This window comes from Flavobacterium flabelliforme, assembly GCF_017948675.1.
In the GTDB taxonomy this organism is placed as follows: Bacteria; Bacteroidota; Bacteroidia; order Flavobacteriales; family Flavobacteriaceae; genus Flavobacterium; species Flavobacterium pygoscelis.
Genome location: NZ_JAGFBU010000007.1, coordinates 36,733 through 58,532, shown reverse-complemented (window position 1 = coordinate 58,532; position 21,800 = coordinate 36,733). Strand labels below are relative to the sequence as shown.

Below are 21,800 nucleotides of genomic sequence, written 5' to 3'. Positions count from 1 at the left end.
TTAAGATTTCAAATTGAATTATCCTATTCTAAAGCAGAATGAAAATCGTATATTTGCGCGAATTTAATATCGTCTATGAGACTTAATAAATATTACTCAGCTGCTTTTTTAGCTTTTTTTATCTGGGGTTTTTTTAGTTTTGCTTTAAAACCTTTACACAATTATCCGTCTTTAGATATACTATTTTACCGTGTGTTTTTTAGCGTTATTACAATGGTTTTGATTAACCTTATTTTTAGAAAAAATGTGATTCGCAAAGATTGGAACCATTTTAAAAATAGCTCTTCTAAACAAAAAAGAAGTATTGTTTCCTTGACCCTTGGAGGCGCAATTTTTCTTATTCTAAATTGGTTTGTTTTTATCTATGTGGTTAATCACATTAGCGTTAAGGCTGCTTCTTTAGCGTATCTAGTTTGCCCTATATTAACTACTGTTTTTGCTTATTTTATTTTAAAAGAACAACTTACTAAATGGCAATGGGTTGCTGTAATGATTAGCTTTACAAGCTGCATATTGCTTTCCTTTAATTATTTTAGAGATATTTTTTATAGTCTTATTGTAGCAACAACATACGCCTCTTATTTGGTTAGTCAAAGGAAAAATAGTGAGATGGATAAGTTTCTTGTTCTAACTATTCAGCTTGTTTTTACTGCAGTTGTTTTATTGCCATTTTATCCAAAATACAGTGGACCTATTCCCACAGAACCTTTGTTTTATGGTTGTATGTTTTTTGTAGTTGTGTTTTTTACGATTATTCCGTTGTTTCTAAACTTGTATGCACTCAAAGGGATAAACTCTTCAGCAGTTGGGATTATGCTTTATATTAATCCAATAATAACGTTTTTAGTAGCCATTTTCTATTATGATGAACAAGTAACTTCGCTTCAGTTGTTTGCTTATTCTTTAATTTTAGTTTCAATTGTTGTTTTTAATGAAAGAGCTTTGTTTTCTAAAAGAAAGAATGCTTTATCATCAAAAATGTAATGTTCAAAATAATTTATACTTCAGAAAAATGAAAAAAATATATCTCGATAACGCTTCTACTACAGTATTGCGTCCGGAAGTAATTCAGGAAATGACTCATGTTTTGACTGAGGATTATGGAAATCCTTCTTCTACTCATAGTTTTGGTCGTACTTCTAAAAGTATTTTAGAGCTTTCTAGAAAGTCTATTGCTCAAAATTTGAATGCCACTGCACAAGAAATTATTTTTACTTCTTGCGGTACAGAAGCTAATAATTGGATTCTTCGTTCTGCCGTTAAAGATTTAAAAGTAACGCGTATTATTACCAGTAAAATGGAGCATCATGCCGTTTTATATACCGCATTAGTTTTAGAAAAAGAATTTGGAATTCAAATTGATTATGTTGCTATAAAACCAAATGGTGAAATTGATTTGACACATTTAGTAGAGTTACTTTCACAAGAAAAGAAAACATTAGTTAGCTTAATGCATGTGAATAATGAGACAGGAACTGTTTTAGATTTAGAAAGAGTTGCAATCATTTGTAAGGAACATGATGCTTTATTTCATTCTGATACGGTTCAATCTGTAGGGAAAACTATTATCGATTTACAAAAAACAACAGTTGATTTTATTGTAGCAAGTGCTCATAAATTTCATGGACCTAAAGGTGTTGGTTTCGCATTTGTTCGTAAAAACTCAGGTTTACAACCGCTATTTTTTGGTGGTGAGCAAGAAAAAGGATTGCGTGCAGGAACGGAAGCTTTACATCAAATTGCTGGAATGGCAAAAGCATTAGAACTTTCCTATAGCAATCTAGAAGAGGATAAAATTCATATTTTAGAATTAAAAACAGAGCTGATTTCAAAACTAAAAACTGCATTTCCTACGTGTAAAATTAATGGTGGAACAAACGGTTTTTATACGATTTTAAATGTTCTATTGCCTTTTTCTGAAGACAAAACAGCGATGATTTTATTTCATTTAGACATGAAAGGAATTGCAGTCTCTAGAGGTAGCGCCTGTCAATCAGGAAGTATCAAACCCTCTCATGTTTTAGTAGAAATCCTTTCTGAAGAAGATTTAAAGAAACCAAGTTTGCGTATTTCTTTTAGTCATTTCAATACCAAAGAAGATATTGATAGTCTTATGGATGCCTTGCAAAAGATTTAAAAAGAGTAGCCAAATCAAGCATTAACTTTCGTAGAGACGCAATCTGTTTTTAACGGAAACTAGCTCCCTTTGCAGGTTGTCTATTTTTTGTAAAAGATTAAAAACAACATCAATTCCTTCTGTGTTAACAGCCAATTCTTGATGCATGCGTATCATCTTTTCTATTTCATATATAGCATCCGATTCTATATATGAAGTAGTTTCGATTGTTTTTATTGAGACTAATCCCATTTCGTTAAGATTCGTAAAAAAGGATATTTCTACTTTATAATGAGAGCACAATTCTGTTATCGGAATTAGTTTTTCTAGATTCATAAGGTTTGCATTTTAGCTAGTTCTGTAAATAATTCCTTTTCTTTTTCTGAGAGTTTTTCAGGAATTTTTATTTGATACGTAAGATACAAGTCACCAAATTCTCCCTCTTTTTTATATACAGGAAATCCTTTTCCTTTCAGTTTTACTTGAGTCCCATTTTGAGTTCCGGGTTTTACCGTCAGTTTTACTTTTCCTTCAAAAGTAGCTGCAGTAATTTCTCCTCCTAATACGGCGGTGTATAAGTCTAAAGCAACATTGGCATAAAGATTATTTTTATCTCTTTTAAAATCAGTATGGTTTTCTATAGAAAAAGTGATAAATAAGTCACCTTTTGGACCATTGTTGGAGCCTTCGCCACCTAAGCCACTTATTTTTATTTGCTGTCCGTTTTCGACTCCTGCTGGAATTGTAATTCGGATGTTTTTTCCATTTATCGTTAAAGTTCTTTTGTTTGTGGTGTAAACATCTTTTAGATCAAGTCGAAGTTCAGTACTAAAATCTTGTCCTTTATAGGGTGTATTTCGGCGACCGCCACCAGCAGATCTTCCGCCAAACATTGATTCGAAAAAATCAGAAAAATCACCACCCTCAGAAAATCCTCCTTGTTGGCTATTGCCTTGGTATTGCTGTTGTTGTCTTGATTTTTCAAACTGTTCCCCGTTTTGCCAGTTTTCACCATACGAATCATATTTTTTACGATTTTCGGGATGGCTTAATACTTCATTTGCTTCATTTAATTCTTTAAACTTCCTTTCGGCTTCTTTGTCGTTAGGGTTTAAATCAGGATGGTATTTTCGAGCAAGTTTACGATAAGCCTTTTTTATTTCGCTTTCAGTTGCCTTTTTATCCACTTCAAATACCTTATAATAGTCAATGAATGCCATTTTGTTTTTGTTTAGTTGATTTTGTTATCGTACAAAAAAAGGAGTAGTAGAAGTACAAAACCAAATTTAATCATTTTTTTGATGTAAAAACAGGCAAATTTATTTTATTGTACTTCTTTTTAGTGCGTAAAGTAGCTCAAACAAATTTCCGCATTAAAGTTTTGAGATCGAGCTTTTAGGTTTTACTCTAGGAATTGTGTAGTACTTAAAATTGAATTTAATAAACTAAAAACATAAATTTAATCTGCACAATGAGGATTAGAAATCAGGTAAATATCTTTTTATTCTAGAAAAAAGAGTATCGAGTTTCTATCATTTCCGGTCTTTATTTTTAGCTTTTTACAAATTTAAAATTCAATATTTCTAATTTATAATTTTTATAAACACTTAATATAATGGTATTAAAAGCATCTTAATTCAAAAATAATTTTATTTTTGTAGAAAGCGTTTTAACTATAAAATTGAGTTCACCAATTTGACTTTGCGTTACTTTACGGAATCTAGTGCTGTTCTTATTCCTTTCTCCTATATTAAGATATAAATTACTATTGAATGAAAATAAATCCTATACCAGCCAATGAAGTTGAAAGATTAAAAGAACTCAAAAAGTATTCAATTTTGGATACTTTATCAGAAGTAGAATACGATTCAATTACTCAATTAGCCTCATATATTTGTGATACACCCATTGCTTTAGTTAGTTTAATAGATGAAGAAAGACAATGGTTTAAATCAAGTGTCGGTATTGACGTTAGCGAAACCTCCAGGAATATCTCTTTTTGTCAATATACAATTATGGGTGATGACATTTTTGAAGTTCCAAATGCTTTAGAAAATGATTTGTTTGCAAAAAATCCTTTAGTTACAGGAAACCCTAATATTCGTTTTTACGCCGGATCACCGTTGCGAACCAAAAATGGTCTTAATATGGGATCCTTGTGTGTGATTGATACTAAAGCAAGAGTGCTTACGGAACAGCAAAAAAAGGCTTTGCAATTATTATCCAATCAAGTGGTCACTTTGTTAGACTCTCGAATCAAACATTTTGATTTTCTTGAATCTCAAAAAGAACTTCAGAATTTTATAGATTTGTCTAAAGATTTGGTCTGTATTGCAAATGTAAACGGATTGTTTTACAAAGTAAATCCTGCTTTTACAACTGTTTTAGGCTTTTCTAAAGAGGAGTTAGAAGGCGTTCCTTTTACCAATTTTGTACATATAGATGATTTGCCTTCTACACTAAATCAAGTAGAAAAACTGTCAAAAGGGGAGTTAACAATCAGTTTTGAAAATCGTTTTCGTTGCAAAAACGGACAATATGTTACTCTAAGTTGGAATACGTCTCCCGATCCAGCTACTGGAAACCTTTACTGTATTGCTCGAAACATGACTAAAGAAAAAGCAGTTGAGCAAAAATTAATTGATAGTAATAATTTATTAGATGAATCTCAGAACATTGCTAAAATTGGAAGTTGGAAATTTGATTTAATAACTAATGACCTTATTTGGTCAGATGGTCATTATCGAATATTTGAGTTAGAAAGACAGCCTTCAGGACAACTTTTTGAAAGTTATAGAAGCAGAATTCATAAAGATGATTTAGAATTATTAAACAAGACTTCAGAAATCGCCTTAAAAACGGGAAAGAACTTTAAAATAAAATATAGAATTGTACTTCCAGATCAAAGTATTAAGCATATTCTAGAAATTGGTCAACCTTTTACAAATGATAACGGTGAAGTAATTGAGATAAAAGGGATCGTTCAAGATATAACTGAAATAACTATTGCCGAACAAAAAATCATATTAAAGTCGAAAGAAATCAACGATATTAGAGCAGCTTTAGACGAATCTGCAATTGTTTCTATATCAGATAAAAAAGGAATGCTTACGTATGTAAATGATAATTTTTGTTCAATTTCTCAATATACAAAAGAAGAATTGATAGGAAAAGATCAAAGTACTATAACCGGTTCTTTAGACAAGGACATCTTAAACACTATAATAAAAGGGAAGGTTTGGAAAGGTGAAATTAAAAACTCATCAAAAGATGGTTTATCCTATTGGGAGAAAATGACAATTGTTCCTTTTTTAGGTGAAAACAATAAACCCTACCAATACGTTTCGATTAGTACTGATATTACCGATCAAAAAATAGCCGAAGAAAGTTTAAACAACGCATTAGCAGATCTAGAAAAAAAGAATAGAGAACTTGATGAGTTTGCTTACGTAGTTTCTCATGACCTGAAAGCACCTTTAAGAGCTATTAATAATCTTGCCGAATGGATTGTTGAAGACATGCCATCAATGCCGGAAGAAGTAAGTTCTAATTTTGATTTACTACGTGGAAGAGTCTTGCGAATGGAAAATTTAATTAACGGTGTGTTAGAATATTCGCGTATTGGCCGCGTTGCAATTGAAAAAGAAACAATAGATATGACCTTGATGCTCGATCAGATTATTGATATTATGGTTCCAAAGCTCGATTTTGAAGTTATAATTGGCCAAAATTTCCCTACCATACTGTCTGAGCGAATACTGTTAGAACAAGTTTTTAGTAATTTAATTAGTAATGCTGTTAAATACAATAACAAACCCATAGGAATAATTGAATGTTACTATGAATCATTACCAGATTTTCATCAATTTACGGTAAAAGATAATGGGCCAGGTATTGCAGAGGATTACCATAATAAAGTTTTTAAAGTTTTTCAAACTATTGTAGCCCGCGATGTAAAAGAAAGTACTGGAGTAGGATTATCTATCGTAAAGAAAATTATTGAAGAAAAAGGCGGATCCATACGTATTGAATCTAAAGAGAATGAGGGATGTAGTTTTATTTTTACAGTTCCTAAATAAATAAAAATGGAGAAATCGCAACAAGATTGCCAAGAGGAATTGGCTGCTTTAAAAAAAGAATTTGATGATTTTGTATATATCGTTTCTCACGATATAAAATCGCCCATGAGAGCAATAGCTAATATTGCCACTTGGATAGAAGAAGATTTATCCAATGGGCTCACACAAGATGTAACCAGTAATTTCGAATTACTTAAAAATAGAGTAAATCGATTAGAAAATATGATGAATGGGTTGTTAGAGCTCTCTCGTGTAGAACGAGCAGAATTAGAATTTTATTGCGTTAATATCCCTAAAATGATGTCTAGTTGTTTTGATTTGTACCGTAATAACCATGTAGAATTTACTTTAGACACTACAATTGTTACTGAAAACTTCATTACCTTAGGTGCAAAGTTCCAAAAAGTCATACTTGGTTTATTAGACAATGCAGTACGATTTAATGACAAAGAGCAGATAAAAATCAGGGTAACTATTTTAGAAAGTGATGACGAATTTACTATAGAAATTACCGACAACGGACCAGGAATTCCCGAAGAAGTAGTGCCTAAAATATTTTCTATTTTTTACACTGTAAATTCTAAAGATGTTGTCAATACAACAGGAGCGGGATTAGCAATTAGTTGTAAAATTTTAAAATTAGTTGGAGGTAAATTGAAATACACTGCGGGAATCAGTAATGGTTCAATTTTTACGTTAAATTGGCCCAAGAATATAATCTTAAAAAATTAAATTTATGAACCAAAAATTGGTGAATATCTTGCTAGTCGAAGACGATGAAGTAGATGTTATGAATGTAAAAAGAGCATTCTCTAAGAACAATATAATGAACCCTCTTTTTGTTGCTGGAAACGGTATTGAAGCTTTAGAAATGCTAGAAAATCAAATAATTCCGCTTCCAAAAATCATAATTTTAGACATCAATATGCCAAAAATGAATGGAATTGAATTTCTTAAAATTATGAGAGAAAAAGAAAAACTTAAAAACATATCCGTTTTTGTTATGACTACTTCAAACGAAGATACCGACAAAATTAACGCATACAATTTGAATGTTGCAGGATACATTCTTAAACCATTATCTTTTGAGAAATTTCTGACTTCAGTAGCAACTCTTAAAAACTTTTGGCAGTTATGTGAAATGTAAAAGTTCTAATTCATTTTTTATGGGGAATTTCAGTATCTTATTGGTCGAAGATAGAGTAACTATTATAGAAAATATAAAAGGTTTTTTTTCAGAAAATGAAACAAGACCTACTTTATATTCTGCCACCAATACCATTGATGCATGGTCTATGCTAGAAGGTTTTTCTAAATTAAATCCAATTCCTAAAATTCTTCTCATTGATGTAAATAGAACAAAAGAGGAAGGCATACTTTTATTAAATACCATTCGGAACCATCCCGATTTAAAATCAATTTTAGTTTTTGTAATCACAGATGCTGCTCAAGAAACAAATAAAGCAGCAGTTTTGAAATTGAATATTGCAGGTTATATTCCCACTTCGTTTCAAAGTCAGGAATTATATTACTGCTTTTCAGTACTAAATGACTATTGGAATATGATTGAATTCTAAGTTAAATAATTCACCACTATGGCAGTTGTTTTAAAAATATTAATAATGGACGATGATAAAATCGATTCCATAACCATCAGCCGTTCCATAGCGCAATCTGGAATTATAGCTGACGTTGATACCGTTTTTTCTGCAAAAGAAGGATTGGTGCTTATCCTGTCTTTACAATATGATCTTATTTTTTTAGATTATATGATGCCAGATACAGACGGAATTTCCTTTTTGAAAAAAATTAGAGATCTGGAAATTGAAACACCTGTAATTTTTGTAACTTCTCAAGGAGACGAAAAAGTGGCCAGTCAAGCCATTTTAAGCGGAGCATCAGATTATATTCCGAAAACTTTATTGACTCCAGATGGAGTATCACAAAGCATTAGAAATGCAATTAAATTACATGAGAGCTTAAAGCTTAGAAAAATTACCGAACTAGAACTCAAAGTAAATTCAAACCGACTTTTAGAAGCACAAAAATTAGCTAAAATTGGAACTTGGGAAGTGAACTTAAGCAACAATGAATTGTTTTTTTCTGAAGAATTCTTTACCATTTTTGAAGTTGAAAAAGATAATTCTCCTACGATAGAATTTATTAATTCCTGTTTTACGAATCCGAAAGATTTAGCCCTTTTTGAAAAAAATCTTAATATAGTTAAGAGAAAGAATAAAGAAGTACAATTTCATCATAGCATCACTACTAAAAAAGGAAATATAAAATATATCAATCAATTTATTAAATGTTTGAATGATGAAAAAGACAAGCCTTATAAGATTTTAGGAACTATTCAGGACATTAGCGAACAAAAACGAACTGAAGCGGAGCTTATAAAAGCGAAAGAACTTGCCGAAGAAGCTGTTGTCATAAAAGAGCAGTTTTTGACTAATATGAGTCACGAAATTAGAACTCCTATGAACGGTATCATTGGTTTTTCTAAAGTTTTAGAAAACACTAAATTAGATAATGACCAAAAGCAAAGTGTAGAAGCCATTAAAAAAGCAGGTCAAAATTTGATGGTTATTATTAATGATATTCTTGATTTTTCTAAAATTGAAGCCAATAAAATGACTTTTGAAGAAGTGAATTTTTCTTTATCAAAAACAGTTATTTCTGTGATTGAGTTACTAATCTCTAATGCCAAAGAAAAAAAAATAAAGTTATTATACGATATTGATTCAAATATAAATGATAATTTAATTGGAGATCCAACAAAACTTTTACAAATTTTATTGAATTTAGTGGGTAACGCTTTAAAATTTACAGAAAAAGGTTTTGTAGAATTAATTGTTACTGAACTTCAGCAAACTGCAACAGACTGTTTGTTAAAATTTTCTGTAATTGATACTGGAATAGGAATTCCGGAAGACAAAATCGATTCTATTTTTGAGAGTTTTAATCAAGCCTCTAATGAAACAACTCGTAAATACGGAGGAACAGGACTTGGACTTACCATAACTCGGAAACTGGTTGAGTTGCAAGGCGGTAAAATTACAGTTGAAAGTGACGTTTCAAAAGGAAGTGAATTCTCCTTTTCGTTACACTATAAAAAGGCACAAGACACAATTGGTAATACTAATGATTTAGATGATAAAAAAGTATCACCAGAGTTTCTTAAAAACATTAAAATTCTTTTAGTTGAGGACAATGAACTGAACCAATTGCTTGCCATTAAAGTATTTAAAAAATGGGATAAAGAAATTGATGTAGCTGCTAACGGAAAAATTGCCATCGAAAAGATCACTAATAATAATTATGATATTATTTTAATGGATATTCAAATGCCAGAGATGGATGGTATTGAACTTACAAATTATATTAGAACGCACATGGGAGTCAAAGCCAACACCCCTATAATTGCCCTGACAGCGCATGCAACAGTAGGTGAGGAGCGAAAATGCATTGATAATGGTATGAATGATTATCTATCGAAACCCTATGATTTTGAGGTTTTATTATCTAAATTAAATCAAAATTTGAAGTCATCTAAGGTTCAATCTTCTGTTTTAAAAGTTTATAAGAACCCAGAAATCACTTCGGAAAATCTATTTGATTTTAAATATTTAAAAGATTTAGCGGAGGGAGATTTCGCTTTTATAAAAAACATGGTGGCTCTTTTTTTAAATAATACACCACAAACATTAGATGCAATTTTAGATTCTAACCAAAATGATGACATAAAAGTGTTAAATGACGAAATTCACAAACTGAAATCTTCTCTAAGTTTATTGGGTATCACAAAGGCTTCGGAGAGCGTTGCTATTATCGAAAACGAAATGCTAACAAATCCTTTAGGAGACCTAAGAAAAGAAGAAGTTGTTAATTTGAATGAAATTTGTAGATTGGCAATTAAACAATTAGAGTTAATCGAAGAATTTTAAAGCCTTAAACAACATTTGATTTGATTAAAATAAAAAATAAACTATCGATTTCCTTACTATAATTCACCAAAAAGAACTGCGCTATGAAAACAATATTAATTGCTGATGATGATGAAATGACGCTTAAAGCGATGGAATTTAAAATGCTTAAAGAAGGCTATCATGTTATTTTATGTGGAAATGGTCAAATCGCTTTAGACAAAATTGTTTCTGAAAATCCAGATTTAATTATTTCGGATATTATGATGCCTCACATTAGTGGTTTAGATATTGTTAAGAAGGTTAAAGTGGAACTAAATTTGAACATTCCGATAATTATGCTCTCAGCAGTAGGATTAGAAAAAACGGTTTTAGAAGCTTTTGAGCTAGGAGCGGATGACTTTGTGACTAAACCGTTTATTCCAAATGAATTATCGGTGAGAGTAAAACGACTTTTATTACAAAAATAATTATTTTGCAATTATATAAATGTAACCAAAAAGAGCTTACAAATAGTATTAACTATAAGTAAGCTCTTTTTGATTTGAAAAGGTATTGAAGTATCCCTATTATTGTAATGGGAAATGAGCTTCGAATGTTTTAAAACGACGGTCTAAATCAGCTTTTAATTCTTTTTTTACTTTTTCCTCTTTTATAAAACTGTAGGTAATACTGTTGTAAACAAACTGTTTTATATCGGCATAGGAAACATCTTTATATCTTTTGGCTAATAACACATATTGCTCTGTCATATTCGTACGTAAAATACCTGCATCATCAGTGCTTATTACAATAGGAACCCCAAATTCTTTATACAATGTAAAAGGATGTCTACTTTCTTTAACTTTTAAAATAAACTCATTACTCACTAAGTTAATTTCTATGGGAATTGATTTCTTTGCCATATAACGCAGTAAATTGTAGGAGTCTTTCTCATAAGCCATCGCAACACCGTGTCCAATTCGATTGGCTCCTGCGGTATAAACTGCCGCTCCAATATGCCAAGTAAGTTCTTCGGGCTGAACCAAACCTAGGGTAAGTTCACCAGCATGCATCGTGTATTTTACGTTTGGATATTTAGAATGACAGTACTTAAACATCACCATATGCAACCAATAATCCTTCATTGAAGTTTCACCGTCTTCAGGGGAAACTATATTTACACCAGCCATAAGTGGGCTTGTATCTGCAGAAATAAAGGCAGTTACTAAATTTTTAAACAAATCAACAGGTTCCATAAAACGCAATACAAAATTCTGATAACGCATGGTAAATTGCGAGTCATCCATTTTTAAATCTTTGTGTAATGGAGCAACAAAGTTATTATTAAAATTTTTCGCATCCGCTTCTGCTCCTTTTTTCAATAAAGAGTTGTATAGAGAGTCTAGTGATTTTAGAATTGTCTTTTCGTCTTTTACAACTGCTAATTTTCGCAATCTCAGATTGAATTTTGTTAAATCATTGATGTTGATTTGTGTAGGAATTGTAGATAATTGAGTTTCAATATAACTTACATTTTCAGAGAGTGCTCTTTTTTTTAATTCTAATAACCCTTGACCAAAATTTCCTTGAATTGCTGGTTCAAACTTCATGAAAGATTCAAAAAATAGTTTATCTGAAGGATAATCCACAAAATTATAGTCTTTTACAGACCACTTTTGCATAATTTTTTGCTTGTAACTATCAATCGTTCCATTTTTTATTAAAGAGGAGAATTGCTGCCAGTTTCCAGTTGCTGGTTTTTCTTTTAATACATCCATGGTTTCTGTATTCAAATAAAAATCATCTTGTATTGCATGTTCCAATAAGGGCTCAGCATATATGGAACCTGAAAAATGATGATGTAAATCACCGCCTTTTGGCATTTGTGAAAAAAAAGCGGTCAATGCCGCTTCATTATCTCTTATTTTTTCAAAATAATCACTAGTGGCTTGCGCACAGATAGTGTTTATTATTAAAATGAATAACAATGTATATAGAGATTTCATAGTGCTTTAAGTTACTATTTTCAAAAAACTTCCTCATTAAAGAGATGTAGTTGTCTAAAAAATAAAATTTGTCAAAGATGAATATTTTTGATTGATTTTAAAAATTTATAGGCTAAACTATTAGGGTAAGTAGTATAATTTAATCTTAACAGGAAAATTTAATATCTATATTAGGTGTTTGGAGAACGGTTTTAAAAGTTTTATTTTTGCTCTTCCAAAAATAAACGCTCCACTCAGAACCTACTTTAATTTATAGTAGTTAAATTCAACAGCTTCTTTTTCAGAAATTTTATTTGTTTTGAAATCATTTCTGTTTGTTCCAGTATAGCCAGAATCACTTACTATTTATGAAAAAAGTATTTAATTTATTTGATTTTTCACAAAAAGTCAATTTTAGAACCGAGATTTTAGCAGGCTTAACAGTTGCTATGACAATGATTCCAGAATCACTTTCATTTGCAATATTAGCTGGTTTCCCCCCTTTAATGGGTTTATATGCCGCTTTTATTGCAGGTTTAGTTACAGCTGTATTTGGAGGAAGACCTGGAATGATTTCTGGAGGAGCAGGAGCTACCGTAATTGTCTTAATTGCTTTAATGAAATCAAACGGATTAGAATATGTATTTGCAGCTGTGGTATTAGCAGGAGTTTTACAAATTTTAGTTGGTATTTTTAAATTAGGAAAATTTATACGTTTGGTACCACAACCTGTAATGTTTGGATTTGTAAACGGGTTGGCCGTTGTCATTTTTATGTCACAGTTAGAACAATTCAAGAAAGTAGTTAACGGTCAAGTAGAATGGCTTTCCGGAACTCCTTTGCTAATCATGTCAGGATTAGTAGCTCTTACTATTGCAATCATTTTGTTTTTTCCTAAAATAACTAAAGCAATTCCACCGTCATTAGTGGCAATTATAGTTTTATTTGCTTTAGTATTTTTCTTTGGAATCGAAACCAAAACTGTCAAAGATATTGCTTCTATAAGTGGTGGTTTTCCGCCGTTTCACATTCCCAATATACCTTTAGATTTAGAAATGCTACAAATTATATTTCCCTATGCTTTAATCATGGCTTGTGTAGGACTGACAGAAGGACTTTTAACTTTAACTTTAGTAGATGAAATTACGGAGACAAAAGGGAATGGTAATAGAGAATGTATAGCACAAGGAAGTTCTAATATTCTAAATGGATTTTTCTTTGGTATGGGAGGATGTCCAATGATTGCCCAAACGTTGGTGAACCTTTCGGCAGGATCTCGGGCCCGCTTGTCTGGAATTATAGCAGCATTAACAATTTTGCTAATTATTTTATTTGGTGCTCCTGTAATTGAGCGATTGCCAATGGCAGCCTTAGTTGGCGTTATGATTATGGTAGCGATTGGCACTTTTGAATGGGCAAGTTTTAGAATCATCAATAAAATGCCCAAACATGATATTTTTGTTGGAATAACAGTTGCCGTAATAACTATTTTACTTCATAATTTAGCTCTAGCGGTTTTGATTGGAGTGATAATTTCTGCATTGGTATTTGCTTGGGAAAGTGCTAAAAGAATTCGTGCTAAGAAATATATCGATGAAAAAGGCGTGAAGCATTATGAAATATATGGTCCTTTGTTTTTTGCTTCTACAACTGCTTTTCTAGAAAAATTTGACGTTTCTAATGACCCAAATGAAGTAATAATTGATTTTAAAGAAAGTAAAATTACAGATATGAGCGCGATTGATGCCGTTAATAAAATTACCGAAAAATATGCGAAGCTAAATAAAAAAGTGCATTTGCAACATTTGAGTGCAGATTGCAAAACCTTATTAAAAAATGCAGATCAAATGATTGAAGTAAACATTATCGAGGACCCTACTTATAAGGTGGCAACGGATTAATTAAAAAATATTACTTCACCTTCTTTATCCTCTTTTTTATATCATTAGAACAGGTGAAGTTTTACTTTTTGGATATCAGTTTTAAAATAAAAAATTATCGTGTCATGGCTTCCGCTGCTAATCTTCCAGTTTTTAAGGCGGCATTAATAGAACCGTTTAGCAAATTATCTCCACAAATATATAGCGTATCTGAGATTTTAATTTCAGAACTCTTGATGTCATTTCGTACACTTTCCTGACTTGGCAATGCATATTCAATTCGATATGCTTTTAGCATTTTCCATGAATCTACTTTTTCACCGTACCATCTTTTAAGTTCTTGTTTCATGTTTTCGGCAAGAGTAGAATCATCAAGAGGTGGAATTCCGTTGTAAGAAACAGAAATAAGCACTTTCCCTTTTGGAGCATAAGTTTCAGCAACATTTGACATTATAGTCAAATTATTTACCCATTTTTTATTGGTTGAGGCATTAAGTATGACTACGGCTTTATCAGTAGGTGCTTTATTCGCTTCAAAATAGATAGTAGTTACTTGATGTGAAGTCATTTTTTGTTTAGGAAAAAATTTTTGACTTAATGAATTAGCGTTGGTAGCCAAAAGAATTTGATTGGCTTCAAAAACAGTTCCATCGGAAGTGATTACACTATTTTCATTTATTTCAACTACTTGTGTGTTGTAACGAATACTATTTTCAGGAAGTATTGCAACTAATTGTTTTGGAATTTCTTCCATTCCTAAAGCGGGAACTGCTACATCGCCATCAGAAAACATTTTCATCACGAAATCAAACATTCTACTCGAGGTTTGTAGCTTGTTTTCTAAGAAAATTCCAGATAGGAAAGGACCATAAAAACGATCAATCATTTTGTTGCTAAACCCATAGTCTGATAATTGCTTTCGAGTCGTTTGTTCTGGCTGTTGAAAAATTTCTTCTATAGTTAATTTTTGTAATTTATTTTTTAGCCAAAGTGTCTTTATTTTATCTTTTAATGTACCAACAGGAGCAAAAAGAGTAGCGAAGGCCGCTGACGGTCTTCGGAAAGGATCTGCAATCTCAAATTGACCATTATCATAAAGTACAGTCGCACCAGGTAACAATTTTTTTAGATTTAAATCCTTATAATTGAGCAATGATTTTGACTCTGGATAGGCAGTCAAAAGAACCTGAAAACCTCGATCGAAAAGAAAACCTTCATGGGAGTCAGTTTTTATTCTTCCTCCTGCTCGCTCTGTAGCTTCTATAATTAATACTTTTAGTCCTTGACGGTGTAAATGTACAGCTGCAGAAAGTCCTGCTAATCCTGCTCCAATGATAATTACATCTTGTTTCATGTTTTTTGATAATCTTTCCACAAAAATACATTAAATCTAGTTCATCTCGATTCGAAATAAGAAAATTTTAAATTATCCAGAACTCTTCAAAGCTTTTTTTATTGAATTTTAATCTTCATTAATAAATCAGTCTGTTCGTCATTTCCTAATCTAAAAATATGTTTATCAAAGATTACAAAACCATGTTTGTTATAAAATTGAAGTGCTCTTTTGTTTTCTTCCCACACACCCAACCAAATCATTGAGCTGTTATTATTTAGTGCTATATCGATCGCTTTTTGGAGTAATAATTGTCCAATGCTTTTACCATAAAAAGGGTTTATTACATAAATTCTATGTATTTCCAAAGCATTAATATCAATAGGTTCCGTTTGGGCTTCATTACTATTTATTTTTATATAACCGATAGGTTCCTCGTTAGAGTAAGCAATATAAAAGGCAGAATTAACATTAAGTATCTCTGTTGATAATTGCTTTGTGTTAAAACTTTTTTCAATATAGTTTGCAAGATTTTCAGCGGTGTTAACCGATTCAAAGGTTTCTGTAAATGTTTGAATACTTAATTTTCGCAGGGTTTCTAAATCAATTATTGTTGCTAATCGGATTTCAATTGGATTCATTTATGCAGAAAATTAAAATTTATTTAAACTCAAAAATAAGCAAATAAAGCCAGTTTGCACTTAATAAATCTATGGTGTTATTATAAAAATCAATTTGATTAGTTTCTATTTATTAATTTCTATCACTACTTTTATAGAATCAATAAAAAAGAACTAAAAGTAGAGTATATGAAAATTGTGATATCGCCAGCTAAATCTTTAAATTTCGAAAAGGAATTACCAACTGCACAACATACAGAACCGTCTTTTTTAAAGGAATCGAGAGAGGTTCATAAAATTTTAAAAGATAAAAAACCTGCTGAATTAGCAAGTTTAATGAGCATTTCGGATAAATTAGCAGATTTAAATTGGAAAAGAAATCAAGAATGGAAAGCACCTTTTACTACAGCAAATGCACGTCCAGCGATTTATACTTTTGATGGAGATGTTTATACGGGATTAGATGCTTTTTCGATTCCTTTAGATAAATTAGATACTTTACAAGATCGTTTAAGGATTCTTTCTGGTTTATACGGTTTGCTAAAACCACTAGACTTAATGCAAGCGTATCGTTTAGAAATGGGAACAAAATTAGCTATTGATGAGAGTCAAAATTTATATCATTTTTGGAAACCAATCATCACAAAAGCATTAAATAAAGAACTTCAGGAAGGGGAATTATTTGTTAATTTAGCGAGCAATGAATATTTTTCAGCTATTGATGTCAAAGCTTTAAAAGTTCCAGTAATCACTCCAGAGTTCAAAGATTATAAAAATGGTAAATTAAAAATAATTAGTTTTTTTGCCAAAAAGGCTAGGGGAATGATGGTGCGTTATATTATTGATACCAATGCAGAAACCATTGAGGATTTGACAGGATTTAATTATGATGGCTATCAATATGATGCTAATTTGTCAAAAGAAAATCAGCTTGTTTTTACTCGTTAATAATTTAAAATAAAAATAAAAACGCCGAAATCATAATGATTTCGGCGTTTTTTATTAAAATCAAATTAGTGCATTGCATCTGCAGGATTGATTTTGTTTTTTCCTTTTTTAATAAAAAAGATAATTGGAATACAACAAAGGAACATAATACCTAAGTAGAGAAAAATATCCATGTAAGCCAAAACGGTACTTTGCTTTAATACCGAATAATCGATTACTTGATAGGCTTTTTTCAGAGCCTCGTTAGTACTAAAACCCTTAGACATAAACCCTTTTTGTAATAAGGCAATCTTTTCTTGTACTTCAAGTTTAGTTCCGTCAAGATTAGAGATTAAATCTACACGATGCTTCTGACTGAATCTTGTAATAAAAGTGGTAATGATAGCAATACCAAAAGAACCTCCAAGTTGTCTCATCATACCTGTAAAAGCAGCACCTTCTCCAATATGTTTTCCTTTTAAGGTAGAAAGAGATAAAGTGGTTATCGGTACAAAAAGTAAACCCAATCCAATTCCTCTTAAAATTAAAGGCCAATATAAATGTTCAGTACCGGTGTCTGGTGTCATATTATTATACATCATTAAGGTAAAGAAAAAGAAAATTAAGAATCCAACTCCAACCATATATCCTTGCGGAACCCCTTTTTGAATCAATCGACCAACAATTGGCATCATAAAAGCTGTAGTTATTGAACCTGGAATAAGTAACAATCCTGCATCAGTAGCAGTCCACCCTAGAACAGATTGTGTATAAATCGGGATAATTAAAGTTGATCCATAAAGTCCGAATCCAAGAATAAAACACATGATTGTTCCAATTCTTAAGTTTCCGTCCTTTAAAACACTTAGATTAACAATTGGATATTTATAAGTCAATTCTCTCCAGATAAACAATACCAAACCAAAAACCGATACCACACTAAGTGCAGTGATTGTAGTATTATTAAACCAATCGTCTTGCTGACCGTGTTCTAAGACAAATTGTAAAGAACCAATGAAAGCCGATAAAAGTACAATTCCCCACCAATCGACTTGACTTGCTTTTAGCTTTTCACCATATTTTGGACTTCTTACAAAAGTAAAAGCTAAAATAGCAGCTATAATTCCAAGCGGTATATTGATATAAAAAATATAAGGCCAAGAAAAATTATCTACTAAATAACCTCCTAATGGCGGGCCAAGTGTAGGCCCAACAATTACACCCATTCCGTAAATAGCTTGCGCCATTCCACGTTTAGCCATCGGATAACTTTCGGTTATAATGGTTTGAGCCGTAACTAATAAAGCTCCACCACCAAGTCCTTGTATAAATCGAAAAGCTATAAGTTCCCAAATATTAGTGGCGTTTCCACATAAAAAAGATGCAGTTGTAAAAATAATAATGGAAACCACAAAATAATTACGTCTTCCAAATTGTTGTGAAAGCCAGCTCGTCATCGGAATAACAATAACGTTTGCAATTGCGTATGCGGTAATTACCCAAGCTACATCAGTTAATGTGGCGCCAAGGCTTCCCCTCATGTTGGTCAAAGCTACGTTGACAATAGTAGTATCTACAATCTCCAACAGCGCACAAAGTACTGCTGTTATCGTAATGATTACTCTTCTAAAGCCATATTCTACTAAATCGTCTTCAGTTCCTGTCATTTTATTTTACATGTACGTCAACATCAACATTCATCCCTGGTCGTAATAATTTTATTTTTTCAGCATCGTTTGAAGCATCTAAACTTATTTTTACGGGTAATCTTTGAATTGTTTTTACAAAGTTTCCAGTGGCATTATCTGGAGGTAAAATAGAAAATCGAGATCCTGTAGCAGGTGAAAAAGAAGTAATCGTTCCTTGAAATTTGTAATCTGGATACGCATCTACTTTTAAGGTTACTTTTTGTCCCATTACCATTTTGTTCAATTGTGTTTCTTTGAAATTAGCAATTACCCAAGCTTCTTGGTTGTTGATAATATAAAATAACGATTGTCCTGGTTGTACTAATTGTCCTGGTTGAATATCAATTTTTGATACTTGCCCATCAATTGCTGCTGTAATAACAGTATAGGAAATATTTAATTTTGCAGCATCTAGTAAAGCTTGTGCTCTTTTGATATTGGCAGCAGCTACTTCAGTTAATTTATCTGAAGCTTTAGATTTTGCTATAATAACTGATTTTTGATACGCACTAGCTTTTTGTTGCTGTTGCAAAATATGAACTTGGTTTTCTGCTTCTTGTTTTGCTGTAGACGCTTGTTCGTATTGTTGTTTAGTAATCGTATGACTTTTATATAAATTACTGTAACGATTATAATCACTTGTTATTTGTGCCAATCTAATTTTAGCACTTTCTATATTTCCGCTTGCAGATTGTACATTGGCATCTGATGCAGAAACACTTGCAAGAGCACTACTAATGTCTGCTCTTGAAACTTCAAAGTTTCCTTCGGCAGCAGCTAGTGCCGCTGTAGCTTCAGCAATTTTTAATTGGTAATCTTTTTTATCGATTGTAAATAAGGTATCACCTTTTTTTACAAAATCGTTATCCTTAATATATACTTTGTTTACATAGCCTGATACTCTTGGAATAATCGGGTTCATGTTTTTCTCAATTTGAGCGTCATCTGTTTGCTCATGTGCTAGTGAGTGAATGTATTTGTAACTTCCATATCCTCCTCCTAATACGACCAATACCACTAGGATAATAATAAATTTTGTATTTGTTTTTTTCTTTTCCATGTGAGTAATTATTATATTTTTGAAAGGTTGAAAGTTTTTGATAATTGTCCTGTTACTGAAAGTAACTCATAATATTTTTGAACGACATTAGCTTTGGCTAAAGCTTTATTAATGGTAGCGTTTAATTGCTCTACATCTGCCTCTAGCAAATCATTAGTGTCTGATAATCCGTTGTCGTATTTATCTTTTATAATTCTATAGTTCTCAGTAGATTGCTCTACTGCTTCCCCATAAACATTACTTTGTTTAAGGGCTAATTGATAATCTTCTATTGATTTTTGAACTTGTATTTTAATATAATCAGTAAGCATGTCTTCTGAATTTTGTACTTCAGATGCTTTGCTTTCCGCTAGTTTTACCATTGTTCCATTTTTTAGAATCGAACTCAAATCATAAGAAACTCCAACACCAAAATTCATTGCGTTTTGAACTGTAACTACATTCTTAACATCTAATATCGTATATCCAGCAATAAGGGATAGAGAAGGATAGTAAGCACTTCTGGCAACTTTTATATTTGCTTCACTTGCTTTTTCCTGAAAATGTATTGCTTCTAGGTCCTTACGATTTTGCAAAGCAGGTTCTTCATTTGTTGGAATATTATCCATCCTAAAATCAACAAAATCACTTTCTTTTACTTCTAATTTAGTATCAGCAGGTAATTTTAATAATGTTGTTAAAGAAAAATTGACAATGTTCAAATTATTGTTGGCTTCATCTAAGGAAAGTTGCACTTTAGAAACCTGTAATTGTGATTTTAATAAATCATTTCTAGGAATGATCCCGTTTTTCTCTAATTCTAAAAAATCAGTTACACGTTGTTGTGCTTTCTTTTGGTTTTCTTTTAGAAGTTCTACCGTTTTTTGTGCTTTGTACAAGCTGGCATAATAATTTACAACACTCATGGCAACATCTTCTTTAGTTTGCAAAGAATTGGCTGTTTCTGCTTGATAGAGATTATCGTAAACCTTTATACTGTTTTGAATTTTGAATCCTGCAAAAATTGGTAAGTTGGCATTTGCCTGAGCAATCATCAATTGGTTTACAACTGGAACAGAATTAGTAGAACCACTGTTTTTATTGATTTTTAAATCGACAGAAGCTTTTGCTAATCGTTGGTACTGTCCAGAAACCTTAAAATCAGGATACTGATTGTTTTTTACAGACTGTAATTCATATTTTTTGGTATTCACTTTCGTGTTTGCCAAAGAGACCTCATTACTTTTGGTCCAAGCCATATGAATGGCTTCCTCAAGGGAAAAACTCGTTCTCTCTTGTGCTTCAATAGAATTAATTCCGATGAAGAAGATTCCTAAGAACATTATTTGACTAACTTTCATATACCAGTAGTGCTTTTATTGTTTGTTGAATGTGTTTTGTGAGAATTGTTTTGATGTAATTATTATATAAAGCTTCCGTATTCAAGTTTAATAAGTTTTCAAAAAAGGGCTTATTCATCTGAAAATGAAAAAATGTACCTAAAATAGTGGGAGTGATCAGCGGAATGACAATATCCTTTTTAAAAACACCTTTGGTTTGTCCTTCTATTATAATGGCTTCTAAGGACTTGAGATTTCCTTTTTTGAGTTCAGAGAAAGCCTCGTGATTTAAATTTCTCTTTTTTGAAGTAAATTCGAAATGTAAAATTCTGTAAATTCCTCTATTGCAATTGACACGATTAATGTAAAGTTCAATTAGCTTATTTACTTTTTCAATGGGCTCTAGATTTTCTAGTATCAAGTAATCTAATTGCAATTTTAAGTCGGATGTTCTATAAATAATTAAATCTTCTAGTAGCCTTTCTTTAGATCCAAAATAGTAAGAAATCATAGCGATATTTATTTTCGCCTCCTTAGATATATCTCGTATCGAAGTACCATCAAAACCTTTTTCCGAAAACAGCACTTCTGCTACTTCGAGTATCTTGATTTGTTTATCGTTAAAATTAGTTTCCAAGTACTGATTTTTTTAGGAGAGCAAAATTAAACAACTGTTTAAATTAAACGTTCGTTTAATTTAATTTTAACATATTTTTAACAATACTAATATCGTACAAATGTATTTATATTTCCCTGTATTAATATGTGAATTAATGCTTTACGTAATTCATTTTTTATTAGTTCGATAGAAAGTGTAGGTTTTATTTTGTTGTTTATGAGTTTTTTAACGAATAAAAAAACATAAAATTTGAGGTCTAAAATTGT

19 protein-coding genes are annotated in these 21,800 nt (G+C 31.4%); 10 read left to right on the top strand and 9 right to left on the bottom strand.

What is annotated here, in order from left to right; translation table 11 throughout:
• Nucleotides 1-75 precede the first annotated feature (75 nt).
• Entirely contained in the window at nt 76-984 is a 909-nt protein-coding gene (locus J3S90_RS14480) for an EamA family transporter (protein WP_210646787.1), read from the top strand.
• Between the two features lie 28 nt (nt 985-1,012).
• Nucleotides 1,013-2,137, top strand: a complete 1,125-nt coding sequence (locus tag J3S90_RS14475; protein ID WP_210646786.1) for a cysteine desulfurase family protein — start codon at nt 1,013-1,015, stop codon at nt 2,135-2,137.
• Nucleotides 2,138-2,158: 21 nt separating this feature from the next.
• Here the strand turns inward: J3S90_RS14475 and J3S90_RS14470 are convergent, their stop codons facing one another.
• Nucleotides 2,159-2,452, bottom strand: a complete 294-nt coding sequence (locus J3S90_RS14470) for a chaperone modulator CbpM (RefSeq protein ID WP_210646785.1) — start codon at nt 2,450-2,452, stop codon at nt 2,159-2,161.
• The gene (locus tag J3S90_RS14465) at nt 2,449-3,336 is read right to left on the bottom strand and encodes a DnaJ C-terminal domain-containing protein (RefSeq protein WP_210646784.1); all 888 of its coding nucleotides are present in this window, start codon (nt 3,334-3,336) and stop codon (nt 2,449-2,451) included. Before J3S90_RS14465 ends, J3S90_RS14470 begins: the two co-directional genes overlap by 4 nt.
• 552 nt (nt 3,337-3,888) lie before the next feature.
• Between J3S90_RS14465 and J3S90_RS14460 the strand changes: the two genes are divergently transcribed.
• From J3S90_RS14460 to J3S90_RS14435, 6 genes are all read left to right on the top strand, one after another.
• Nucleotides 3,889-6,195, top strand: a complete 2,307-nt coding sequence (locus J3S90_RS14460; protein WP_210646783.1) for a PAS domain-containing protein — start codon at nt 3,889-3,891, stop codon at nt 6,193-6,195.
• Between the two features lie 6 nt (nt 6,196-6,201).
• A complete protein-coding gene (locus tag J3S90_RS14455; RefSeq protein ID WP_210646782.1) occupies nt 6,202-6,927 on the top strand; it encodes a sensor histidine kinase in 726 nt (241 codons plus the stop codon).
• Between the two features lie 4 nt (nt 6,928-6,931).
• Nucleotides 6,932-7,342 carry a response regulator gene (locus tag J3S90_RS14450; RefSeq protein ID WP_188051508.1) on the top strand — a complete coding sequence of 137 codons (411 nt, stop codon included), beginning with the start codon at nt 6,932-6,934 and terminating at the stop codon, nt 7,340-7,342.
• Between the two features lie 19 nt (nt 7,343-7,361).
• On the top strand, nt 7,362-7,772 hold the full coding sequence (locus J3S90_RS14445; RefSeq protein ID WP_188051507.1) for a response regulator: 411 nt from the start codon (nt 7,362-7,364) through the stop codon (nt 7,770-7,772).
• 45 nt (nt 7,773-7,817) lie between these two features.
• Nucleotides 7,818-10,142 (top strand): hybrid sensor histidine kinase/response regulator, encoded by a 2,325-nt coding sequence (locus J3S90_RS14440; protein WP_236023973.1) that lies wholly within the window; start codon nt 7,818-7,820, stop codon nt 10,140-10,142.
• Nucleotides 10,143-10,225: 83 nt separating this feature from the next.
• Nucleotides 10,226-10,591, top strand: coding sequence for a response regulator transcription factor (locus tag J3S90_RS14435; RefSeq protein ID WP_210646780.1), 366 nt, complete (start codon nt 10,226-10,228; stop codon nt 10,589-10,591).
• A gap of 99 nt (nt 10,592-10,690) precedes the next feature.
• Here J3S90_RS14435 and J3S90_RS14430 read toward each other — a convergent pair whose 3' ends face one another.
• Nucleotides 10,691-12,109 carry an amidohydrolase family protein gene (locus J3S90_RS14430; RefSeq protein ID WP_210646779.1) on the bottom strand — a complete coding sequence of 473 codons (1,419 nt, stop codon included), beginning with the start codon at nt 12,107-12,109 and terminating at the stop codon, nt 10,691-10,693.
• A gap of 347 nt (nt 12,110-12,456) precedes the next feature.
• Here J3S90_RS14430 and J3S90_RS14425 point away from each other — a divergent pair, with 347 nt between their 5' ends.
• A complete protein-coding gene (locus J3S90_RS14425; RefSeq protein ID WP_210646778.1) occupies nt 12,457-13,989 on the top strand; it encodes a SulP family inorganic anion transporter in 1,533 nt (510 codons plus the stop codon).
• A 94-nt stretch (nt 13,990-14,083) separates the two neighbouring features.
• On the opposite strand, the gene J3S90_RS14420 is transcribed toward J3S90_RS14425, so the two are convergent.
• Together J3S90_RS14420 and J3S90_RS14415 are read right to left on the bottom strand one after the other, a co-directional pair.
• A complete protein-coding gene (locus tag J3S90_RS14420; RefSeq protein ID WP_317192550.1) occupies nt 14,084-15,343 on the bottom strand; it encodes an NAD(P)/FAD-dependent oxidoreductase in 1,260 nt (419 codons plus the stop codon).
• A 77-nt stretch (nt 15,344-15,420) separates the two neighbouring features.
• Nucleotides 15,421-15,942 (bottom strand): GNAT family N-acetyltransferase, encoded by a 522-nt coding sequence (locus tag J3S90_RS14415; protein ID WP_210646776.1) that lies wholly within the window; start codon nt 15,940-15,942, stop codon nt 15,421-15,423.
• A gap of 168 nt (nt 15,943-16,110) precedes the next feature.
• Here J3S90_RS14415 and yaaA point away from each other — a divergent pair, with 168 nt between their 5' ends.
• Nucleotides 16,111-16,869: a peroxide stress protein YaaA gene (gene yaaA, locus J3S90_RS14410; RefSeq protein WP_210646775.1), complete on the top strand. Its 759-nt coding sequence runs from the start codon at nt 16,111-16,113 to the stop codon at nt 16,867-16,869.
• Between the two features lie 65 nt (nt 16,870-16,934).
• Here the strand turns inward: yaaA and J3S90_RS14405 are convergent, their stop codons facing one another.
• Genes J3S90_RS14405 through J3S90_RS14390 form a run of 4 tightly spaced genes read right to left on the bottom strand, consistent with a single transcriptional unit; the run spans nt 16,935 to nt 21,552 of the window.
• Nucleotides 16,935-18,515 carry an MDR family MFS transporter gene (locus J3S90_RS14405; RefSeq protein ID WP_188051499.1) on the bottom strand — a complete coding sequence of 527 codons (1,581 nt, stop codon included), beginning with the start codon at nt 18,513-18,515 and terminating at the stop codon, nt 16,935-16,937.
• 1 nt (nt 18,516) lies between these two features.
• The gene (locus tag J3S90_RS14400) at nt 18,517-19,596 is read right to left on the bottom strand and encodes an HlyD family secretion protein (RefSeq protein ID WP_210646774.1); all 1,080 of its coding nucleotides are present in this window, start codon (nt 19,594-19,596) and stop codon (nt 18,517-18,519) included.
• Between the two features lie 11 nt (nt 19,597-19,607).
• The gene (locus J3S90_RS14395) at nt 19,608-20,936 is read right to left on the bottom strand and encodes a TolC family protein (RefSeq protein ID WP_210646773.1); all 1,329 of its coding nucleotides are present in this window, start codon (nt 20,934-20,936) and stop codon (nt 19,608-19,610) included.
• Nucleotides 20,926-21,552 carry a TetR family transcriptional regulator gene (locus J3S90_RS14390; protein WP_210646772.1) on the bottom strand — a complete coding sequence of 209 codons (627 nt, stop codon included), beginning with the start codon at nt 21,550-21,552 and terminating at the stop codon, nt 20,926-20,928. Before J3S90_RS14390 ends, J3S90_RS14395 begins: the two co-directional genes overlap by 11 nt.
• Between the last annotated feature and the right edge of the window lie 248 nt (nt 21,553-21,800).

Bases quoted from the DNA above. Each gene is read 5' to 3' on its own strand.
- yaaA (WP_210646775.1), top strand. From the start codon at position 16,111: ATGAAAATTGTGATATCGCCAGCTAAATCTTTAAATTTCGAAAAGGAA.
- J3S90_RS14395 (WP_210646773.1), bottom strand. From the start codon at position 20,936: ATGAAAGTTAGTCAAATAATGTTCTTAGGAATCTTCTTCATCGGAATT.
- J3S90_RS14405 (WP_188051499.1), bottom strand. From the start codon at position 18,515: ATGACAGGAACTGAAGACGATTTAGTAGAATATGGCTTTAGAAGAGTA.
- J3S90_RS14400 (WP_210646774.1), bottom strand. From the start codon at position 19,596: ATGGAAAAGAAAAAAACAAATACAAAATTTATTATTATCCTAGTGGTA.
- J3S90_RS14480 (WP_210646787.1), top strand. From the start codon at position 76: ATGAGACTTAATAAATATTACTCAGCTGCTTTTTTAGCTTTTTTTATC.
- J3S90_RS14475 (WP_210646786.1), top strand. From the start codon at position 1,013: ATGAAAAAAATATATCTCGATAACGCTTCTACTACAGTATTGCGTCCG.
- J3S90_RS14465 (WP_210646784.1), bottom strand. From the start codon at position 3,336: ATGGCATTCATTGACTATTATAAGGTATTTGAAGTGGATAAAAAGGCA.
- J3S90_RS14470 (WP_210646785.1), bottom strand. From the start codon at position 2,452: ATGAATCTAGAAAAACTAATTCCGATAACAGAATTGTGCTCTCATTAT.
- J3S90_RS14430 (WP_210646779.1), bottom strand. From the start codon at position 12,109: ATGAAATCTCTATATACATTGTTATTCATTTTAATAATAAACACTATC.
- J3S90_RS14440 (WP_236023973.1), top strand. From the start codon at position 7,818: ATGGACGATGATAAAATCGATTCCATAACCATCAGCCGTTCCATAGCG.
- J3S90_RS14435 (WP_210646780.1), top strand. From the start codon at position 10,226: ATGAAAACAATATTAATTGCTGATGATGATGAAATGACGCTTAAAGCG.
- J3S90_RS14425 (WP_210646778.1), top strand. From the start codon at position 12,457: ATGAAAAAAGTATTTAATTTATTTGATTTTTCACAAAAAGTCAATTTT.
- J3S90_RS14450 (WP_188051508.1), top strand. From the start codon at position 6,932: ATGAACCAAAAATTGGTGAATATCTTGCTAGTCGAAGACGATGAAGTA.
- J3S90_RS14460 (WP_210646783.1), top strand. From the start codon at position 3,889: ATGAAAATAAATCCTATACCAGCCAATGAAGTTGAAAGATTAAAAGAA.
- J3S90_RS14415 (WP_210646776.1), bottom strand. From the start codon at position 15,942: ATGAATCCAATTGAAATCCGATTAGCAACAATAATTGATTTAGAAACC.
- J3S90_RS14455 (WP_210646782.1), top strand. From the start codon at position 6,202: ATGGAGAAATCGCAACAAGATTGCCAAGAGGAATTGGCTGCTTTAAAA.
- J3S90_RS14445 (WP_188051507.1), top strand. From the start codon at position 7,362: ATGGGGAATTTCAGTATCTTATTGGTCGAAGATAGAGTAACTATTATA.